Consider the following 15,059-nt stretch of genomic DNA (forward strand, 5'->3'; position numbering starts at 1 on the left):
TCATTGAGGATGTGGGGATGGAGGCAATTCACGAAGGTGGCTGTGTCTGTGGTGCCGTGCGATTTCGCGCCATAGGCCAACCACGCCGGGTGAGCCTCTGTTCCTGCAGCTGGTGCCGGAAGCGCACCGGCAGCTTAATGGGCGTATCGGTGTACTTCGACAAAAACAATGTCCAGTTCATCAACGCGGAACTAAAAACCCACCGGCTTTTATCCGACGCAGGCCGCTGGATCGAGTGCCAGTTCTGTGAGCACTGCGGCAGCGCCCTCACCTGGACGCTGGAATTTCTACCGGAATATCGCGGTATTGCCGGGGGCGCCTTCGACGACCCGATGTTTATCCAACCGGAGCGCTACGCCTACTACCAAAACAAACCGGAATGGCTGGAAATAAATGGAGATATCAGCCGCTGCCCTTTAATGCCGGAAAGCTCGAGCCATTAGCCTGTCAGCGGTAACCTGCATAATCAATCAGCGGTAGCTCCGCATAAATAGCGCCACAGCCCTGCGCACCCGTTCACGCCGCTCCTCCTCAGCCTGTACTTCACAACAACCGATCAATACCCGCATATGCCGGCAACCCAGCAAAATGCCCATAAAGTCCTCGGCGGCCTCTGCCGGATTGGCTACTTGCAGCTTGTCCATCTCGGTAGCGCGGCGTAGTAACTGTTCAATGTCCCGAAGGATTCGCTGGGGGCCCGCATCAAAAAACAACTGGGCCAGTTTTGACTCCTGCGATTCCTGCGAAGCCAGGGCACACAAAAGCCGTAACAGGCGAATACTATCCTTGCTATCCACCATGCTTAGAAAAGCCTGACCAATGCGCTCCAGTACCTCTGCCACCGAATCGCCCTCTTTCAGGTCGAAAATGGGCAGGGGCATCATCATCTCGCAGCGGGAAGTGATCGCGGCACTGAACAGCGTCTCTTTATCAGAGAAATGACTGTACACCGTCAATTTCGAAACACCCGCAGCAGAGGCCACCGCATCCACACTGGTGGCGGCAAAACCATTGGTCAGAAACAGCTCCTTGGCTGCATCGAGAATGGCCTGGCGTTTGGCCAAGTCCTTGGGACGCCCGCGCTGGGCGGCCGTCTGAGATTGTTCAGACATAGCACTCCATATACTGGACTCACCAGTTTAATAAATTTACTATACTCGCCAGTATAACATTACCGGCCGCCCGGCCATGACTTGTCCACTTCCGGACTTACCTTGTCGCCTCGCCGCCGAGGAAGGGAGCCCCTATGTACCGATCGCTACTCTTCGCCGCACTCTCGTTCAGCCTACTGTTGTCCGCCTGTGCGCCATCGGAGTCCACCGAACAATCAGAAAAACCCCGCCCAGCGGTGATGGTCCAACCTCAGTTGGCCAGCGCCCAACTGGATTTTTATCCCGGCGAGGTACGTGCCCGCTTCGAACCTGCCCTGGCCTTTCGTATCAGTGGCAAGCTGCAGCGGCGCCTGGTCAATGTGGGCGACCGCGTTGACCAAGGTCAACCACTGGCCGAACTGGACACCGAAGATCTGCTCCTGCAACTGGATTCCGCCCGCGCACGCCTCACCTCTGCCGAGGCCGACCAGCGCCTGGCGCGCAGCGAGTTGGAGCGCCACCGCAAACTATTAGAGCGCCAGTTGGTCAGCCACTCACAGTTCGATGCGGTGGAAACCCGCTTTGAAGCCAGTGATGCACGCCTGCAACAGGCAAAAGCACAATTAGATGTGGCGCGCAATCAGGCCGCTTACGCAGAACTGAAAGCCCCGGAGAGTGGAGTTATCGCCCGCCGCATGGCGGAGGCCGGCCAGGTTATTGCCGCCGGCCAGGGGATTTTCGAGCTCGCCGCCGACGGTGAACGCGAGGTACGTATCGATTTGCCGGAGCAGGCGATTGGCCATTTCCGCGTCGGCCAGCCCCTGACCGTTGAACTCTGGTCGCAGCCGGGCAAATCCTTTCCCGCGCAGGTGCGCGAGCTCTCCCCCGCTGCGGACCCGGTATCCCGCACCTTTGAAGCGCGCGTGGCTTTTACCAATAAAACCACCGGCATTGAAATAGGCCAGAGTGCCAGAGTCTTCGTACCTAAAGCGACAACCACCGATGTTTTACAAGTGCCCATGTCGGCAGTGAGCGCCGATAACGGCAAGGCCTTTGTCTGGGTTCTCAATCGCGAACATCAAACCCTGCATAAAACCGAGGTCACTGTGGGCCCCTATGGCCAGGAATTTGTACCAATTTTCTCCGGCCTGCGCGCCGATGATTGGGTCGTTGCCGCCGGTACCCACCTTTTATTGGAGGGGCAACAGGTTCGCCCTGTGGATCGAATGAACCGCCCGATCGATCCAGACCGCGCCCTCGCCCAGCAGGACTAACTAACGGCTACCCCAAAAATAAGAACTGGACCGAGCGCTAAAAAACGCTCCAATGAAATTGCCGAAGCGCGGCCAGCTCAATCAGCCCGCACTTCAACACAGAGAAATTGCCATGGGTTTTAACCTTTCCGAATGGGCGCTGAAAAACCGCCCGCTGGTACTCTACGCCATGATCGTACTGGGGCTGCTGGGCGCTGCCTCTTACACGCAACTTGGGCAGAGTGAAGATCCACCCTTCACTTTTAAGGTAATGGTGATCAACACTCTTTGGCCCGGCGCCAGCGCTGAGGAAGTCTCCCGCCAAATTACCGAACGGGTAGAGAAAAAATTACTCGAGACCGGTGACTACCAACGCATCTCCTCTTTCTCCCGCCCTGGCCAGTCCCAGGTGCTGTTTGTCGCCCGCGACGATATGCATTCGCGAGATATCCCCGATCTCTGGTACCAGGTGCGTAAAAAGGTCAGCGACATCCGCCACACTCTACCACTGGATATCCAGGGCCCATTTTTTAATGACGAGTTCGGCACGACTTTCGGCAATATCTATGCGCTGACTGGCAACGGCTTCGATTACGCCTTAATGAAAGACTATGCCGAGCGTCTACAGCTGGCGTTACAGCGAGTTAAGAATGTGGGTAAGGTGGAATTGCTGGGGCTGCAGGATGAAAAAATCTGGGTGGAAATTTCCAACACCAAACTCGCCTCCCTCGGCATTCCCCTTAGTGCGGTGCAAAGCGCGCTGCAATCACAAAACCAAGTTGCCGACGCAGGCTTTATTGATACGGTCAGCGACCGTGTGCGTATTCGCGTTAGCGGCCAGTTTCACTCGGTCGATGAAATTCGCCGTTTCCCTATCACCGCAGGTGGGCGCACCCAGAGGCTGGGGGATATTGCCGAAGTACACCGCGGCTTCAGCGATCCCGCGCAACCCCGTATGCGCTTTATGGGAGAGGACGCCATCGGCCTGGCTGTTTCCATGAAAGAAGGTGGCGATATCCTCAAGCTGGGCAAAAAGCTGGACGCCACATTTGCCGAGCTGCAGGAAGACCTGCCTATCGGCATGCAGTTACGTAAAGTATCCGACCAACCCGCAGCGGTAAAGCGCGGCGTAGGAGAGTTCCTGCAAGTGTTGGCGGAGGCGCTGGGCATTGTACTGCTGGTGAGCTTTTTCTCCCTCGGCACCCGCCCCGGCTTGATCGTAGCGCTATCGATTCCATTGGTGCTGGCAATGACCTTCGCACTGATGAGTTACTTCAATATCGGCCTGCACAAGATTTCCCTGGGCGCCCTGGTACTCGCCCTTGGCCTGATGGTGGACGACGCCATTATCGCCGTAGAGATGATGGCCATTAAAATGGAACAGGGGCTCAGTCGACTTAAAGCAGCCGGCTTCGCCTGGACCAGTACCGCCTTCCCCATGCTCACTGGTACCCTGATTACCGCCGCCGGTTTCCTGCCAATTGCCACAGCCGAGTCCGGCACCGGGGAGTACACCCGCTCGATCTTCCAGGTGGTCACGCTGTCACTGATCGTTTCCTGGATTGCCGCGGTAATATTCGTACCCTACCTTGGGCATTACCTGTTGCCCAATCTGGCGCGCCACGATCACAGCGGTGAGGTTCGAGACCCCTACCAGAAACCCTTCTACCAGCGCTTCCGCCGCCTGATCACCTGGTGCCTGCGCCACCGCAAAACCGTCATAGTGGCAACCCTCGCGATCTTTATTGGTTCCCTGGCCCTCTTCCGCCTGGTGCCGCAACAATTCTTCCCCTCTTCCGGGCGTTTGGAACTGCTGGTAGATCTCAAGCTGGCCGAGGGCGCATCATTGAAATCCACCGAGTTTCAAGCCAAGCGCCTGGAGGCACTGCTGGATAAAAATGAGCAGGTAGAAAACTACGTGGTCTATGTAGGCACCGGCTCGCCCCGTTTCTACCTACCATTGGACCAGCAATTACCGGCAGCTAGCTTTGCCCAGTTTGTGTTGATGACCCGCAGTGTCGAGGAGCGCGAACAGGTGCGCAGCTGGCTGATCGAGACCATGCAGGAGGAGTTCCCCACTCTGCGCAGCCGCATCTCCCGCCTGGAAAACGGACCACCGGTTGGCTATCCAGTGCAGTTCCGCATCTCTGGTGAGCATATTGGTGAGGTGCGCAGCCTGGCCCGCCAGGTGGCCGAGCGCATTCGTGATAATTCGAAAGTGACCAACGTGCACCTGGACTGGGAGGAGCCCAGCAAAACGGTCAACCTGAATATCGATCAGGACCGCGCCCGTGCCATGGGCGTGAACAGCGCCTCGCTCTCCCGTGCCCTGCAAAGCTCTCTCACCGGAATTACCGTGAGTCAGTACCGCGAGGACAATGAGTTGATTGATGTGCGCGTGCGCGGTGATGAGCAGGAGCGCTACGCCCTCAGCCAACTGGGCAGCCTGGCAGTACAAACCAGTAGCGGTCGCAGTGTCCCCCTAAACCAGATCGCCACCCTGGAATACGGGTTCGAGGAAGGCATTATCTGGCACCGCGATCGCCTGCCCACGGTGACCGTGCGTGCCGATATCTACGGTGAGGAGCTGCCCGCAACGATAGTGAAAGAAGTTTGGCCGCGCCTGCAGAGTATTCGCGATCAGTTGCCACCCGGCTACTTGCTGGAAGTGGGCGGCACTGTGGAGGAATCCGAACGGGGGCAGAAATCGGTTAACGCCGGTATGCCGCTATTTGTATTGGTAGTGTTCACTCTGCTGATGCTGCAACTGCGCAGCATGTCCCTATCCGCCATGGTATTCCTCACCGCCCCCTTGGGACTGATCGGAGTTACTTTATTCCTATTGCTGTTCGGCAAGCCATTCGGCTTTGTCGCCATGCTCGGTACCATCGCCCTGGCCGGCATGATTATGCGTAACTCAGTGATTCTGGTAGACCAGATACAGCAGGACATCAGCCAGGGCCTGAGTGCTTGGGAAGCGATCGTTGAGTCCACCGTAAGGCGTTTCCGCCCCATCGTGTTAACCGCTCTCACCGCGGTACTGGCGATGATTCCGTTGTCACGCAGTGACTTCTTCGGCCCCATGGCAGTTGCCATTATGGGCGGGCTGATCGTGGCTACCGGCTTGACCCTGATCTTTCTGCCAGCACTATATGCAGCCTGGTTCCGGGTGCGTGAAGAAAGCACAGAAACAGCAGTAGAAGCTTCATCGGGTTTAAATGGTGCTGAGCCCCAGGCGTCCTAATAATTTTTAGTATCTTAATTAAAAGACTTAAGCAAACGCCAAAGCAAAAAGGCCCGGGTATTTCACTCCGGGCCTTTTTTATATCAACAGTTTTTTCCGGTTTTAAATAGTCGGCCTCGAAGTATGGTCAGGACTTCTTGGATTTTGCAGCCAGGGAGTCGTAAACAATTCCAGTCCAAATATCCGGGGTCATAAAGCCCTTGCCATACTGCTCGTCAAAATCCTTAGTCGGTTTGGCAGCAAGCACTTGATCGCGGCTTTTACCACTATCGACCAGTTTCTGGATGCGATCCCGTAGGGTCTCCAGCATATCCCGTTGCACTTTTAACTCGGCGGGACTACTCAGGCGGCCATGCCCGGGAATAATTTTGGTATTTGGTCCAGATAGCGCCAATGCAGTATCCATAGCTTCAATCACGCCATCCACCGAGCCGCCAGACGACAGATCGATAAATGGATAGGCACCGTTGAAATAGATATCGCCCATATGAATCACGTCAGCTTTGGCAAAATGCACAATGGAATCACCATCGGTATGAGCCGGGCCGACATGCTGCACCATCACCTCATCACCATTCCAGTAAAAAGTAGTGGCATCGGTAAAGGTAATTACCGGCAGTGCTGTCGGCGGTGAGGGCTCAACCCTGCGCTTGAAAGCTTCAATAAATTGCTCGGTATTCATACGCTTGCGCACATTTTCATGGGCGACGATCAGGGCACCGCTTTTACCCAGGTTTTCATTGCCGCCAGTGTGATCACCATGCCAGTGGGTATTGATCACAAAGCGCAACGGCTGTTTTGCCAGACTTTCCACCGCTTTCTGTATCTTCGCAGTGAGTGGCGCATACTGGTCATCCACCATAAAGGTACCGTCCTCTCCAACCAGCACTGCGATATTACCGCCAGCCCCCTGGAGCATATATACATTACCCGCCACCGGTTCACTGCTGATTTCGACCTTGGCAAAACGGTCCTCCGCCAATATCGGCGTGCCTATTAATGACCCCGCCAGCGCCGCAATAGCTGCGATCTTTTTCATAAAGGTTGCTCTATTTTTATTGTCATATTTTTATCGTGACAGTGCTCAATTCAGGAGGCCTGCTCGAGCAACTTAGTCTCTGTTTTCGTCTCCCGGCCGGGCAACATGGCTATTAATAAATCCGGGCGGTCGGTAACAATACCATCCACACCCAGGTCGATATAGCGTTGTAGATCCGCCCGTCCGTTTACGGTCCACACAGAGACATGCAAATTGAGTTTATGGGCTGCCCTCAGGGTACCCTTAGTGACGACATCTAACCCCCAGAAGAACATAGATAATTGCATTGTCTGGTAGCGGGGCGCCAGCAAGCTCTCTGCCCGCAGCAGCTGGGCAAAAAATAAAAGACCCGCCTCCCAGCTAGTAGAACCTGTCGCCGTATCCGGGCTCAAGCGCCGAAATTCTTGAATAACCCTGTGGTTAAAAGAGGAGACAATAACCTGACTCTTCTTACCTCTAGATTCCAGCACATCACTCAAAACATGGGCAGCTCGTAGTTGCTCACTTTTTATATCCAAAATTAATGGTATCGAACCAACTAACTCAAAGGCTTCCTCTAGGGTGAGGATTCTTAAGGGCTTTTGGCGGTAGGGATAGGTCTCATCATCCCTACTCCAGTGGTAAGCGGCATTTAAATTGCGTAAATCAGCCAGGGTTCTGTCTTCAATAAAACCACTGCCATCCGTTGAATCTTCCAGATCCGGGTCGTGACGCAACACCAAATGCCCATCGGCACTGAGCCAGAGGTCTATTTCAATGGCATCTACTCCCAATGCCACCATATTCTGCAGATATTCCTGGGTATTCCCTGGAAAAAATCCATTACCGCAGTCATTGCCATGGGCTATGACCATAGGTCCTTTGCACGAGGAAAGTTTTAGTGCAGATTCAGGAGCGACACCGGAGCGTGCATAAAAGAAAAGCACGAGTAACAACACACAGAAAATAAAAAGCATCCACATCTATTTCAGTCACCTAAACTTAATAAAACGAAAAGACATTAAGCCTATTTATCCAAGCATCATCCCTCAAACATTTAGGCACCAGCGGTTTGCCCTGCAGGTACACTTTCTCCAACCGTTTCCTTATGATTATATCCATTTATCTGCACTTCATTTTGTGCCACCACAGTATCCGGCCTTGATGTATTGCGAGCTTGCCAGTAGGCTCGCTGCATCCAAAGTGGCAGGAATATAATGAGATCATAGGTACGGTTGAGCAAAATGCCACAATGCATTGAGAGAGTCGCTAAAAGGCGTAAGCCCGTAGCGAATAAATCCAGGAATAACACCAATAAACATCCAAATACGGTACGTGCAGAGTTTATGAACTGCTCCAGTGGTATTGCTATAAAAGCAAGAACCAGAGGAAGAATAAAACCCAGCAGCATTTGTACCAGCCCGAGTGCCCAGTAACTCTTTGCCTCCTCAAACCTAAGTTCGCTCACCCCAGGTATACCAGTAAGTAACTGATCGCCTTGCAATAATAGGTCCCTTGAGAGTGACAACCCCGCCTCAACACTGGAAAAACACAGCAGTAGGAATAATGCGGACCATAGTATACGTTTGCGTATAGGGTCTGCCAGGGAAGCAATAGAGGGAAATAAACGCGAAATCCGTAAAGATTCCATAATTACAAGGCCAACAAGGATTTGCAGGAAAATCAAAATTGAGGCAGCAATATCGGCTGTCGAGTAACTCCCTAGAAAGCCCCCACTTCCAATAATCTCTGTCATTGGTCGTGCGATTAATTGGTGATTCAGCCAAACCCCCGCTACTGCCACGAACATCACTAGTGAGGAAATTAAAAAACGACTGAAAGAAGAAACGGATAGAAGGTGTAAGCTGCGGTCGCTCTCCTGCAAAATATCCTCGTAGCGTGACATATGCTCATCCAACACTTTGCTACGGTGAATAACAGACTCCACGCTCCTATTAATTCGCCCCAGGTTTTTTAGCATTGCGCGCCAACCGGGCATCATCCGCTTCAGTAACTGATGGCGTTCCCTTATAGACTCCCGGTAAGCTTCCAGGGCTTTACTTTCAGCCTTGCGCATTGAGTGATTGATAGTCTCTAACACATCCGCCACAACCGTATCATCTGGAGTGGGAATTTCCGTGACAGAGCGAATCGCCCTAGCCCAATTTGACGGCTCGGGAGGCACCTCTGCGCTGCGCACATAGTCATCATCTATAGCCGCCAACTGCTCACAGAGTTGGCGGTGTAGCGAAGGATATTGCGTCAGCTCGCGCCTCAGGGAGTCTTCTATTCGCTCAAACTCCCGCTCAATTTGCCACTCTGTCATCTCGCGGCCTGTGGCAAGTAGCACTTCCCGATTGCGCTCACGCAGGCTCTGCCCGGCTAGCCCCACCGAATTAGCAGCAAACAATAAAGAGTGGTGACATAACCTTGCAAGTGAGTAAATCGTTCGATGTACAAGTCTCCTAAGGAAAAATAACGAAACAGACGCCAAACCAGCCCACAACCAAAGTGGTAGTAACTCTAATAAGTAACTCATGACATCACTTTTCCTATAGAACCGTGCGATAGGCCATCCTAACAGCTGAAGCACCGACAATCGTCCCAAATGTCACACTTTATGTTGCTTTATTGCGACACTCGTCTACAGCGTTCATTTCACACAACGATGATTTACCCGGAGGTAAAAAATTCCAGGCTTTCCTGGTTCAACTTCGACATACGCTTGGACCGTCTTCCGAGTTAAGCCTTCTGGCAATTTTCATAGCTTTAGTACAACCCTAACCGCTCCACCCAACGCCTAAATACCGAGGCTGCAATCCGATCAAACTCAAATAGAACTGAAGATTTACCTAGAAATCCATTAAGAGTGAAATCATGCCTTCGATATAAAACTCCCCAGAAATATTTATTTCAGAAAAACAATTCACCAACTAGAGATAAAATGTGCTACCAGACATAAATTTTTCTTCATCATCACCCCTACAAACACTCGCAACATCATCAGCAATAGAATTAAGTGACACGTATAAAACTGTACAATAAAATCTGAAAAAGCTTGCACGCTCAGTTAATTCAACGAATTAAACAGCTAGACGACACCCGTCATTGATGAACATTTTTAATACAAAATAAGGCATCTTTTTTTCCAGACGCCCTCACGCCCACGACTACACTCCAAACTAAATTCTCACCAAGTGAGTCATTTTCCCTAAAACAAAGAGGTGCTTTTCGTTAGCAGCGATATTTTCTAGAGATCATGAAGATCAACCAGGAAACTTTTACGACAGGAGTCGATAACGGATCCAGCTCTTAGCATTGGGAGCGGTCCATCTGTTTCAAGGAGAGGTACGAGGTATATGCCGGTTCTTTTTTTTAGCAATTCCGGCCTTCAGGGCGATCTTTTATTTTCACTGTTTTCTCAGTCCATTCCCATGCCATGGGAAAAAGCCTGCATAGGAAAACAGAGACACTGTCTACAACACTACGAGGCAATCATAATCGACTGCTGGCAGATAGGCATCAACAGCTGCTCCAAGGATTTTATCTCTGACTTAAAGAAAATCAGACACCCAAAAGCGATTCTCATCAACTTTCCCGCGGACTTACCAAACCACATCTCAGAAAAACTCCGCCAGAATGGCTTCTACTTGTTGTGTGACAGCAACATCAGCCAGGAAAAACTTATTCAGAGGCTCAACATTGCTATTCACAGCTGTGAAAGTAGCCACTCTGAAGGTATGCAGAACCCCTTACCCCTTACACGAAGAGAACAGGAAATCCTTGGGCAACTAACCACAGGAGAACCCAATAGTGTGATCGCAACCAAATTACATTTGAGTGAGCATACTGTTAAAAATCACATGTATAACATTTTTCGGAAAATCGGCGTAAAGAATCGCTTGCAAGCCAGCAACTGGGCAAAACTCAATCTCCAGGAAGAGCGAATATGAGATTAAGCCCGCTGATTTTCGCCTTCTTTATAGTTGCTGGAGTTGCTCAGGATGACACCACAGTCCCTGAAGCAGACACCGATTCAGGCAGACTGGAAGACGAAATCAGCGGGTTTAACATCGATCGAACAATTACCCGGACAGGTCATGATTTTGCTAGGTATCTCAGTGAATACAGAAATCTAAATTATCCAGATGCAACTTATAACTTAACCATTTATGAGCGTCCCTCAGCTCGCTGGGGGAACCTGATATGGGTTACCTATAACGACAAAATAGTATTTCGACGCTTTATCAGCCCAAGCACCAACAATATCCATCGCTTGGCCGATGAAGCCGCTCAATATATTCATCAGGCGGTGTTAAAAGACCGGGTGAGCAGCGCCTTTATAGATAATTTTGATTTGGGAAAGGACGAATTCTAATGAACCAAAAGTGCCTCATTTATCCGACATTATTGGCGGCCAACTTATTTACCTGTAGTGCTGCGCTTGCAACCGAATTAATTTATGAACCGGTTAATCCGAATTTTGGTGGCAACCCATTAAACGGTACTTACTTATTACAAAATGCACAATCGCAAGATGATCATGATGATCCAGATAAGCATGACAGCATTTATGAACAACCTAGCGCCCTGGACCGCTTTACCGACTCCCTAGAGACACGACTACTCAACCAGCTCTTGACGGATGTCGGCGATGGAAACAGTGGCGAATTAATTACCGACGATTTCGTCGTACAGATTGTCGACAATGACGGTGTTCTCACCGTGTTGATTACTGACAGAAACACGGGAGATAAAAGCGAGATTGTTGTTAGTGGGCTCAACCCCACAAACTAGATAAGAATCAACTCTGAAGGAAAACTGGCAATGCGCAATGCAATAAAAAAAGCCCTAGCCTTGCCCGCACTGGCGTTCACACTCACTCTAAGCGGGTGTTCTGCAGTAAAAAGTGTTGGTGATGCGCTCTTTGGTCCTGGGCGGACCGATGCCATGCTGACCCCACGTATGAATACTTTTCGGGATTTGATAAATCTTCCCGAGCCCAAGGGAAAAATCCTGGCTGCGGTGTACAGCTTTCGTGACCAGACAGGGCAATACAAACCCGCTCCTAACAGCAGCTTCTCCACCGCAGTCACCCAGGGTGGTGCAGCCATGTTGATGGATGTGCTCAACGAGTCTGGATGGTTTATCGCGTTGGAGCGTGAGGGCTTACAAAACCTGTTAACAGAGCGCAAGATTATCCGCGCGGGACTCAGTAAACCGGATGCGCCAGCCAATAATAGTATTCCGCTGCCAACCCTAATTGCAGCCAACGTACTCCTTGAGGGTGGCATAGTCGCTTACGATCAAAATATCCAAACTGGTGGTGCCGGGGCGAGGTACTTTGGCATCGGTGCTGATGAGCAGTATCGTGTTGATCAGGTAACGGTTAACCTGCGTGCGATTGATATACGTTCGGGCAGAATATTACACTCAGTATTGACATCAAAAACGGTCTATTCGAAAGCAATCAGTGCCGATGTATTTCGCTATGTGAAGTTCCGGCGCCTATTAGAAATGGAAGCTGGAGTAACCTATAACGAGCCCGCTCAGCTTGCTATGCTTTCAGCGATGGAATCTGCGGTGATTCACCTGATCAGCGAGGGCATTGTGCACAACTCCTGGGCATTGGCGAATCCCGATGATATCAACAACCCTATACTGCAATACTATCTAAACGACAGCACAGTTATTATGTAGCCTCGTGATGGGTATCAGTAGTTAACAGTGATAGAGGGAACTATGCCAAGCAGTCATAAATCTCCTGTTTTGCTCGCAACCGCTTTTTTCAGTTTATTCACAGAGGTGTGCGCCGCCACTGACCTTGATACCAACAGCGAGCTTGCCATAAGTAGCGAATTGAGTTCGGCGAACCTACTGTCCGTTTCCAACCTCACGGTAATAAACCAAGAAGGTGGCGTGAACAATGTTAATGTACGCCAGTCAGGGAGAACCAATTACACATCTGCACATCAAGATGGCAATAGAAACAATCTTTCGGTGACACAGACCGGTGAGAATAACGTTGTACTTTCACGTCAAGTGGGTGAACAAAACCTTAGTGGGCTAATCCAGGTGGGCTATGAAAACCTGATAGATATTGAACAATATGGTGTGGGCAACTCCGCCGGAATTACCCAGTTCGGTATGCAAAACAGCGCCCATGTGGAGGAAATCGGAATGCTACACAAAGTAAACATCTACCAGAGTGGCCATGGATTACATACCTCAGTCACCGTGATGGGTACAGCAACTACAACTTATATCCGCCAATTCGATTAAATATATGTAACTTACAAAGGCGCGCGGTCTCAAAAAAACCTCACTGAGACCTTCCCAGAAAACTCCCCACAAAGATGCCAGGCCTGTCATCCTGGCTTCTTCTGACAAACCTCAACAGACTATACTCTCTACTCCCCTATTAGTATTCTTCTCTATTTTGATCATGAAAACCTTCTAGCAGGTGATCCAATAAAATTTGGTTACGTAAAAACATGTGTATCCAATATTCACTTCCGCTTTACCCAGGCAAAAGGCATGAATTCAACTGAAAATTTAACCCAATCTGCCTATTAAAGAGCCAGGAAAAATAAAAGAACTATATTCCTACTTTTTAGTGACTTATGTCCTATAGCGAACCGCTCTATTAGCGGCAAAACTCTATACATATCTGATCGAATGTTGTTTTACACCTCTTGGACATTTTGTCATGCAGACATTAGGTTGTTTAGAGATCAAAGTCTCAAAGCCAAACTGGCCCTCTCTCAAGAGTGGTCCCCAATGCAGTATCTGGGAGACAACTAACCTCCCCTATCGGCAAAAGAGCAGTTAAGCCATCCAAGTAAAGTAAATTGGTAGATTGAAGTACTAATCGCTGATTATTTTATTCAGCAAGAATTCAACGATGCAGCTTTTCCAGGAGTAAAGGAATCCTGCATTGTGAATCCATGACATCTGGAAGATGTCAGTAATTTCAGCACAGTGTGTGCTGAATCTAAAACGTCCAGAGTAAAGGAGTATCGCATGAAGGCGTTAACACCCATCGCAGCCGCTATTCTGATCGCCACAAGTGGCAGTGTATTTGCGGCAAACAATACCACCGTGCAAAATCAAGCTGGTGTTGCCAACCTGGCTATATCTACTCAGGTAGGACCCGGCAACGATAATAACATAGTGACTCAAACTCAGATCGGTAATGTCAACTTCTCTAATGCGTTGCAAGCATTGGGCAGTGATACCAACCAAATAAATCATTCACAAGTTGGCAACGGGAACAGTGCAAATTCCTTTCAGCTTGGCGGAAGCCTGAATACGGCTTCTGTTACTCAGGTTGGTAATGGCAACGGTGCCCTTACCACCCAGGCAGCGCCCGCACTAGGCTCAGCAGCCGCTATTAATCAAGCTGGGGATACAAACTTTGGCTCAGTATTCCAGACAGCCTCATTGGGAGATGTCGGAACAGTTAATCAATTGGGAACCTCAAATTTCGCAACAGTCACTCAAATTCTAAGTGCTGGAAACAGTGCTCTTGTCAATCAAGCTGGCACCGCAAACATTGCAAATTTGGCCCAGGTTTTAGCCGTTGGTAATACTGCTGTCGCTAATCAGGCTGGCACCCTCAACATTGCAACCCACGCTCAATCTGGCCTACTAAATAGCTCAAGCTCTTCACAGTTGGGTACACTGAACAATGCCACAGTGCTTCAAGCTGGGCTGGCCAATGACTCAAACACTCTCCAAGCTGGTTTTGGCAATATCTCAATCCATGCACAAGCAGGCTCACTTCACGACGCCTTTACCGCACAAGCTGGCATAATCAATATTGCTACCATTACTCAAGGTGGTGTAGGGCATAGTGCACAGACCTTACAAGCTGGAACTCTCAATGTGCATACCACTGTCCAGCTCGGTTCCAACGAAACAGCTATGGCGAATCAAGCTGGAGCATTTAACGTCGGTTTCATTTTCCAGTAGCTCTTACTGTAGCTTCTTAGAGAGAGAATATCTTGTGGCGGTCATCATTTGACCGCCTTTTTTATGACTGGATTTTCTTTTACGAAAAATATTCTTTTAGCTTTATTAAGGTCAGCGGTCCAGAAAGATGATCAACCATTAGTAATTTGCGCGATATACATCACCCTATAACTCACTGCTATTTAAGTAAAAATCGTATGGCATTCGAATATTCACGCAGCTAAAAAACATACTTTCTTCCTAGATCAACGAAACTTATCTCCCATAGCCGTCTAGCGCTTTTCCCACAAAACTCTACACAGCATCAAGCTGATATTCACGAGGTACCTATGATTTTTCCTAGAACTCAAATGGAAAAATTTCCAATTGAAATCCTTGGAAAAAACCTCAACGATTTTCCCCTACACCAGGAAAAGCAATTTTCACGCAGGCTTCCGATGCTGTTTTGATAATCTCTCTAGCAAAAAAGCTTTCAAGCT

General features: G+C 50.0%; 13 protein-coding genes. 9 read left to right on the forward strand and 4 right to left on the reverse strand.

The annotated features are described in order from the left end of the window. Positions 1-17: 17 nt before the first annotated feature. The gene (locus tag ACJJID_RS13680) at positions 18-443 is read left to right on the forward strand and encodes a GFA family protein (protein ID WP_444919957.1); all 426 of its coding nucleotides are present in this window, start codon (positions 18-20) and stop codon (positions 441-443) included. Between the two features lie 27 nt (positions 444-470). Here ACJJID_RS13680 and ACJJID_RS13685 read toward each other — a convergent pair whose 3' ends face one another. After that, positions 471-1,112, reverse strand: coding sequence for a TetR/AcrR family transcriptional regulator (locus ACJJID_RS13685; RefSeq protein WP_444919958.1), 642 nt, complete (start codon positions 1,110-1,112; stop codon positions 471-473). A 134-nt stretch (positions 1,113-1,246) separates the two neighbouring features. Here ACJJID_RS13685 and ACJJID_RS13690 point away from each other — a divergent pair, with 134 nt between their 5' ends. After that, positions 1,247-2,365 carry an efflux RND transporter periplasmic adaptor subunit gene (locus ACJJID_RS13690; protein WP_444919959.1) on the forward strand — a complete coding sequence of 373 codons (1,119 nt, stop codon included), beginning with the start codon at positions 1,247-1,249 and terminating at the stop codon, positions 2,363-2,365. Between the two features lie 52 nt (positions 2,366-2,417). Beyond that, a complete protein-coding gene (locus ACJJID_RS13695; RefSeq protein ID WP_444919960.1) occupies positions 2,418-5,588 on the forward strand; it encodes an efflux RND transporter permease subunit in 3,171 nt (1,056 codons plus the stop codon). 127 nt (positions 5,589-5,715) lie between these two features. On the opposite strand, the gene ACJJID_RS13700 is transcribed toward ACJJID_RS13695, so the two are convergent. The 3 genes from ACJJID_RS13700 to ACJJID_RS13710 all read right to left on the reverse strand — a co-directional run bounded on the left by ACJJID_RS13700 (position 5,716) and on the right by ACJJID_RS13710 (position 9,016). Continuing rightward, the gene (locus tag ACJJID_RS13700) at positions 5,716-6,627 is read right to left on the reverse strand and encodes an MBL fold metallo-hydrolase (RefSeq protein WP_444919961.1); all 912 of its coding nucleotides are present in this window, start codon (positions 6,625-6,627) and stop codon (positions 5,716-5,718) included. A gap of 50 nt (positions 6,628-6,677) precedes the next feature. Beyond that, positions 6,678-7,589 (reverse strand): glycerophosphodiester phosphodiesterase, encoded by a 912-nt coding sequence (locus ACJJID_RS13705; RefSeq protein WP_444919962.1) that lies wholly within the window; start codon positions 7,587-7,589, stop codon positions 6,678-6,680. A gap of 74 nt (positions 7,590-7,663) precedes the next feature. Further along, on the reverse strand, positions 7,664-9,016 hold the full coding sequence (locus ACJJID_RS13710; RefSeq protein WP_444919963.1) for a hypothetical protein: 1,353 nt from the start codon (positions 9,014-9,016) through the stop codon (positions 7,664-7,666). Positions 9,017-10,346: 1,330 nt separating this feature from the next. Between ACJJID_RS13710 and ACJJID_RS13715 the strand changes: the two genes are divergently transcribed. The 6 genes from ACJJID_RS13715 to ACJJID_RS13740 all read left to right on the forward strand — a co-directional run bounded on the left by ACJJID_RS13715 (position 10,347) and on the right by ACJJID_RS13740 (position 14,580). Continuing rightward, on the forward strand, positions 10,347-10,559 hold the full coding sequence (locus tag ACJJID_RS13715; RefSeq protein ID WP_444922636.1) for a response regulator transcription factor: 213 nt from the start codon (positions 10,347-10,349) through the stop codon (positions 10,557-10,559). Then, positions 10,556-10,984: a CsgE family curli-type amyloid fiber assembly protein gene (locus tag ACJJID_RS13720; RefSeq protein WP_444919964.1), complete on the forward strand. Its 429-nt coding sequence runs from the start codon at positions 10,556-10,558 to the stop codon at positions 10,982-10,984. Before ACJJID_RS13715 ends, ACJJID_RS13720 begins: the two co-directional genes overlap by 4 nt. Further along, complete coding sequence (locus ACJJID_RS13725; RefSeq protein WP_444919965.1) at positions 10,984-11,403, forward strand: curli assembly protein CsgF; 420 nt, start codon at positions 10,984-10,986, stop codon at positions 11,401-11,403. Before ACJJID_RS13720 ends, ACJJID_RS13725 begins: the two co-directional genes overlap by 1 nt. Before the next feature lie 30 nt (positions 11,404-11,433). Next, positions 11,434-12,306, forward strand: a complete 873-nt coding sequence (locus ACJJID_RS13730) for a CsgG/HfaB family protein (protein ID WP_152454798.1) — start codon at positions 11,434-11,436, stop codon at positions 12,304-12,306. A 42-nt stretch (positions 12,307-12,348) separates the two neighbouring features. Continuing rightward, positions 12,349-12,888, forward strand: a complete 540-nt coding sequence (locus tag ACJJID_RS13735) for a hypothetical protein (RefSeq protein WP_444919966.1) — start codon at positions 12,349-12,351, stop codon at positions 12,886-12,888. A 741-nt stretch (positions 12,889-13,629) separates the two neighbouring features. Further along, positions 13,630-14,580 (forward strand): hypothetical protein, encoded by a 951-nt coding sequence (locus ACJJID_RS13740; protein WP_444919967.1) that lies wholly within the window; start codon positions 13,630-13,632, stop codon positions 14,578-14,580. Positions 14,581-15,059 lie beyond the last annotated feature (479 nt).

The organism is Microbulbifer sp. CnH-101-G (assembly GCF_052466775.1).

Excerpts from the sequence above, each read along its gene's own strand:
- ACJJID_RS13680 (WP_444919957.1), top strand. The coding sequence starts at position 18 with ATGGAGGCAATTCACGAAGGTGGCTGTGTCTGTGGTGCCGTGCGATTT.
- ACJJID_RS13685 (WP_444919958.1), bottom strand. The coding sequence starts at position 1,112 with ATGTCTGAACAATCTCAGACGGCCGCCCAGCGCGGGCGTCCCAAGGAC.
- ACJJID_RS13690 (WP_444919959.1), top strand. The coding sequence starts at position 1,247 with ATGTACCGATCGCTACTCTTCGCCGCACTCTCGTTCAGCCTACTGTTG.
- ACJJID_RS13695 (WP_444919960.1), top strand. The coding sequence starts at position 2,418 with ATGAAATTGCCGAAGCGCGGCCAGCTCAATCAGCCCGCACTTCAACAC.
- ACJJID_RS13700 (WP_444919961.1), bottom strand. The coding sequence starts at position 6,627 with ATGAAAAAGATCGCAGCTATTGCGGCGCTGGCGGGGTCATTAATAGGC.
- ACJJID_RS13705 (WP_444919962.1), bottom strand. The coding sequence starts at position 7,589 with ATGTGGATGCTTTTTATTTTCTGTGTGTTGTTACTCGTGCTTTTCTTT.
- ACJJID_RS13715 (WP_444922636.1), top strand. The coding sequence starts at position 10,347 with ATGCAGAACCCCTTACCCCTTACACGAAGAGAACAGGAAATCCTTGGG.
- ACJJID_RS13720 (WP_444919964.1), top strand. The coding sequence starts at position 10,556 with ATGAGATTAAGCCCGCTGATTTTCGCCTTCTTTATAGTTGCTGGAGTT.
- ACJJID_RS13725 (WP_444919965.1), top strand. The coding sequence starts at position 10,984 with ATGAACCAAAAGTGCCTCATTTATCCGACATTATTGGCGGCCAACTTA.
- ACJJID_RS13730 (WP_152454798.1), top strand. The coding sequence starts at position 11,434 with ATGCGCAATGCAATAAAAAAAGCCCTAGCCTTGCCCGCACTGGCGTTC.
- ACJJID_RS13735 (WP_444919966.1), top strand. The coding sequence starts at position 12,349 with ATGCCAAGCAGTCATAAATCTCCTGTTTTGCTCGCAACCGCTTTTTTC.
- ACJJID_RS13740 (WP_444919967.1), top strand. The coding sequence starts at position 13,630 with ATGAAGGCGTTAACACCCATCGCAGCCGCTATTCTGATCGCCACAAGT.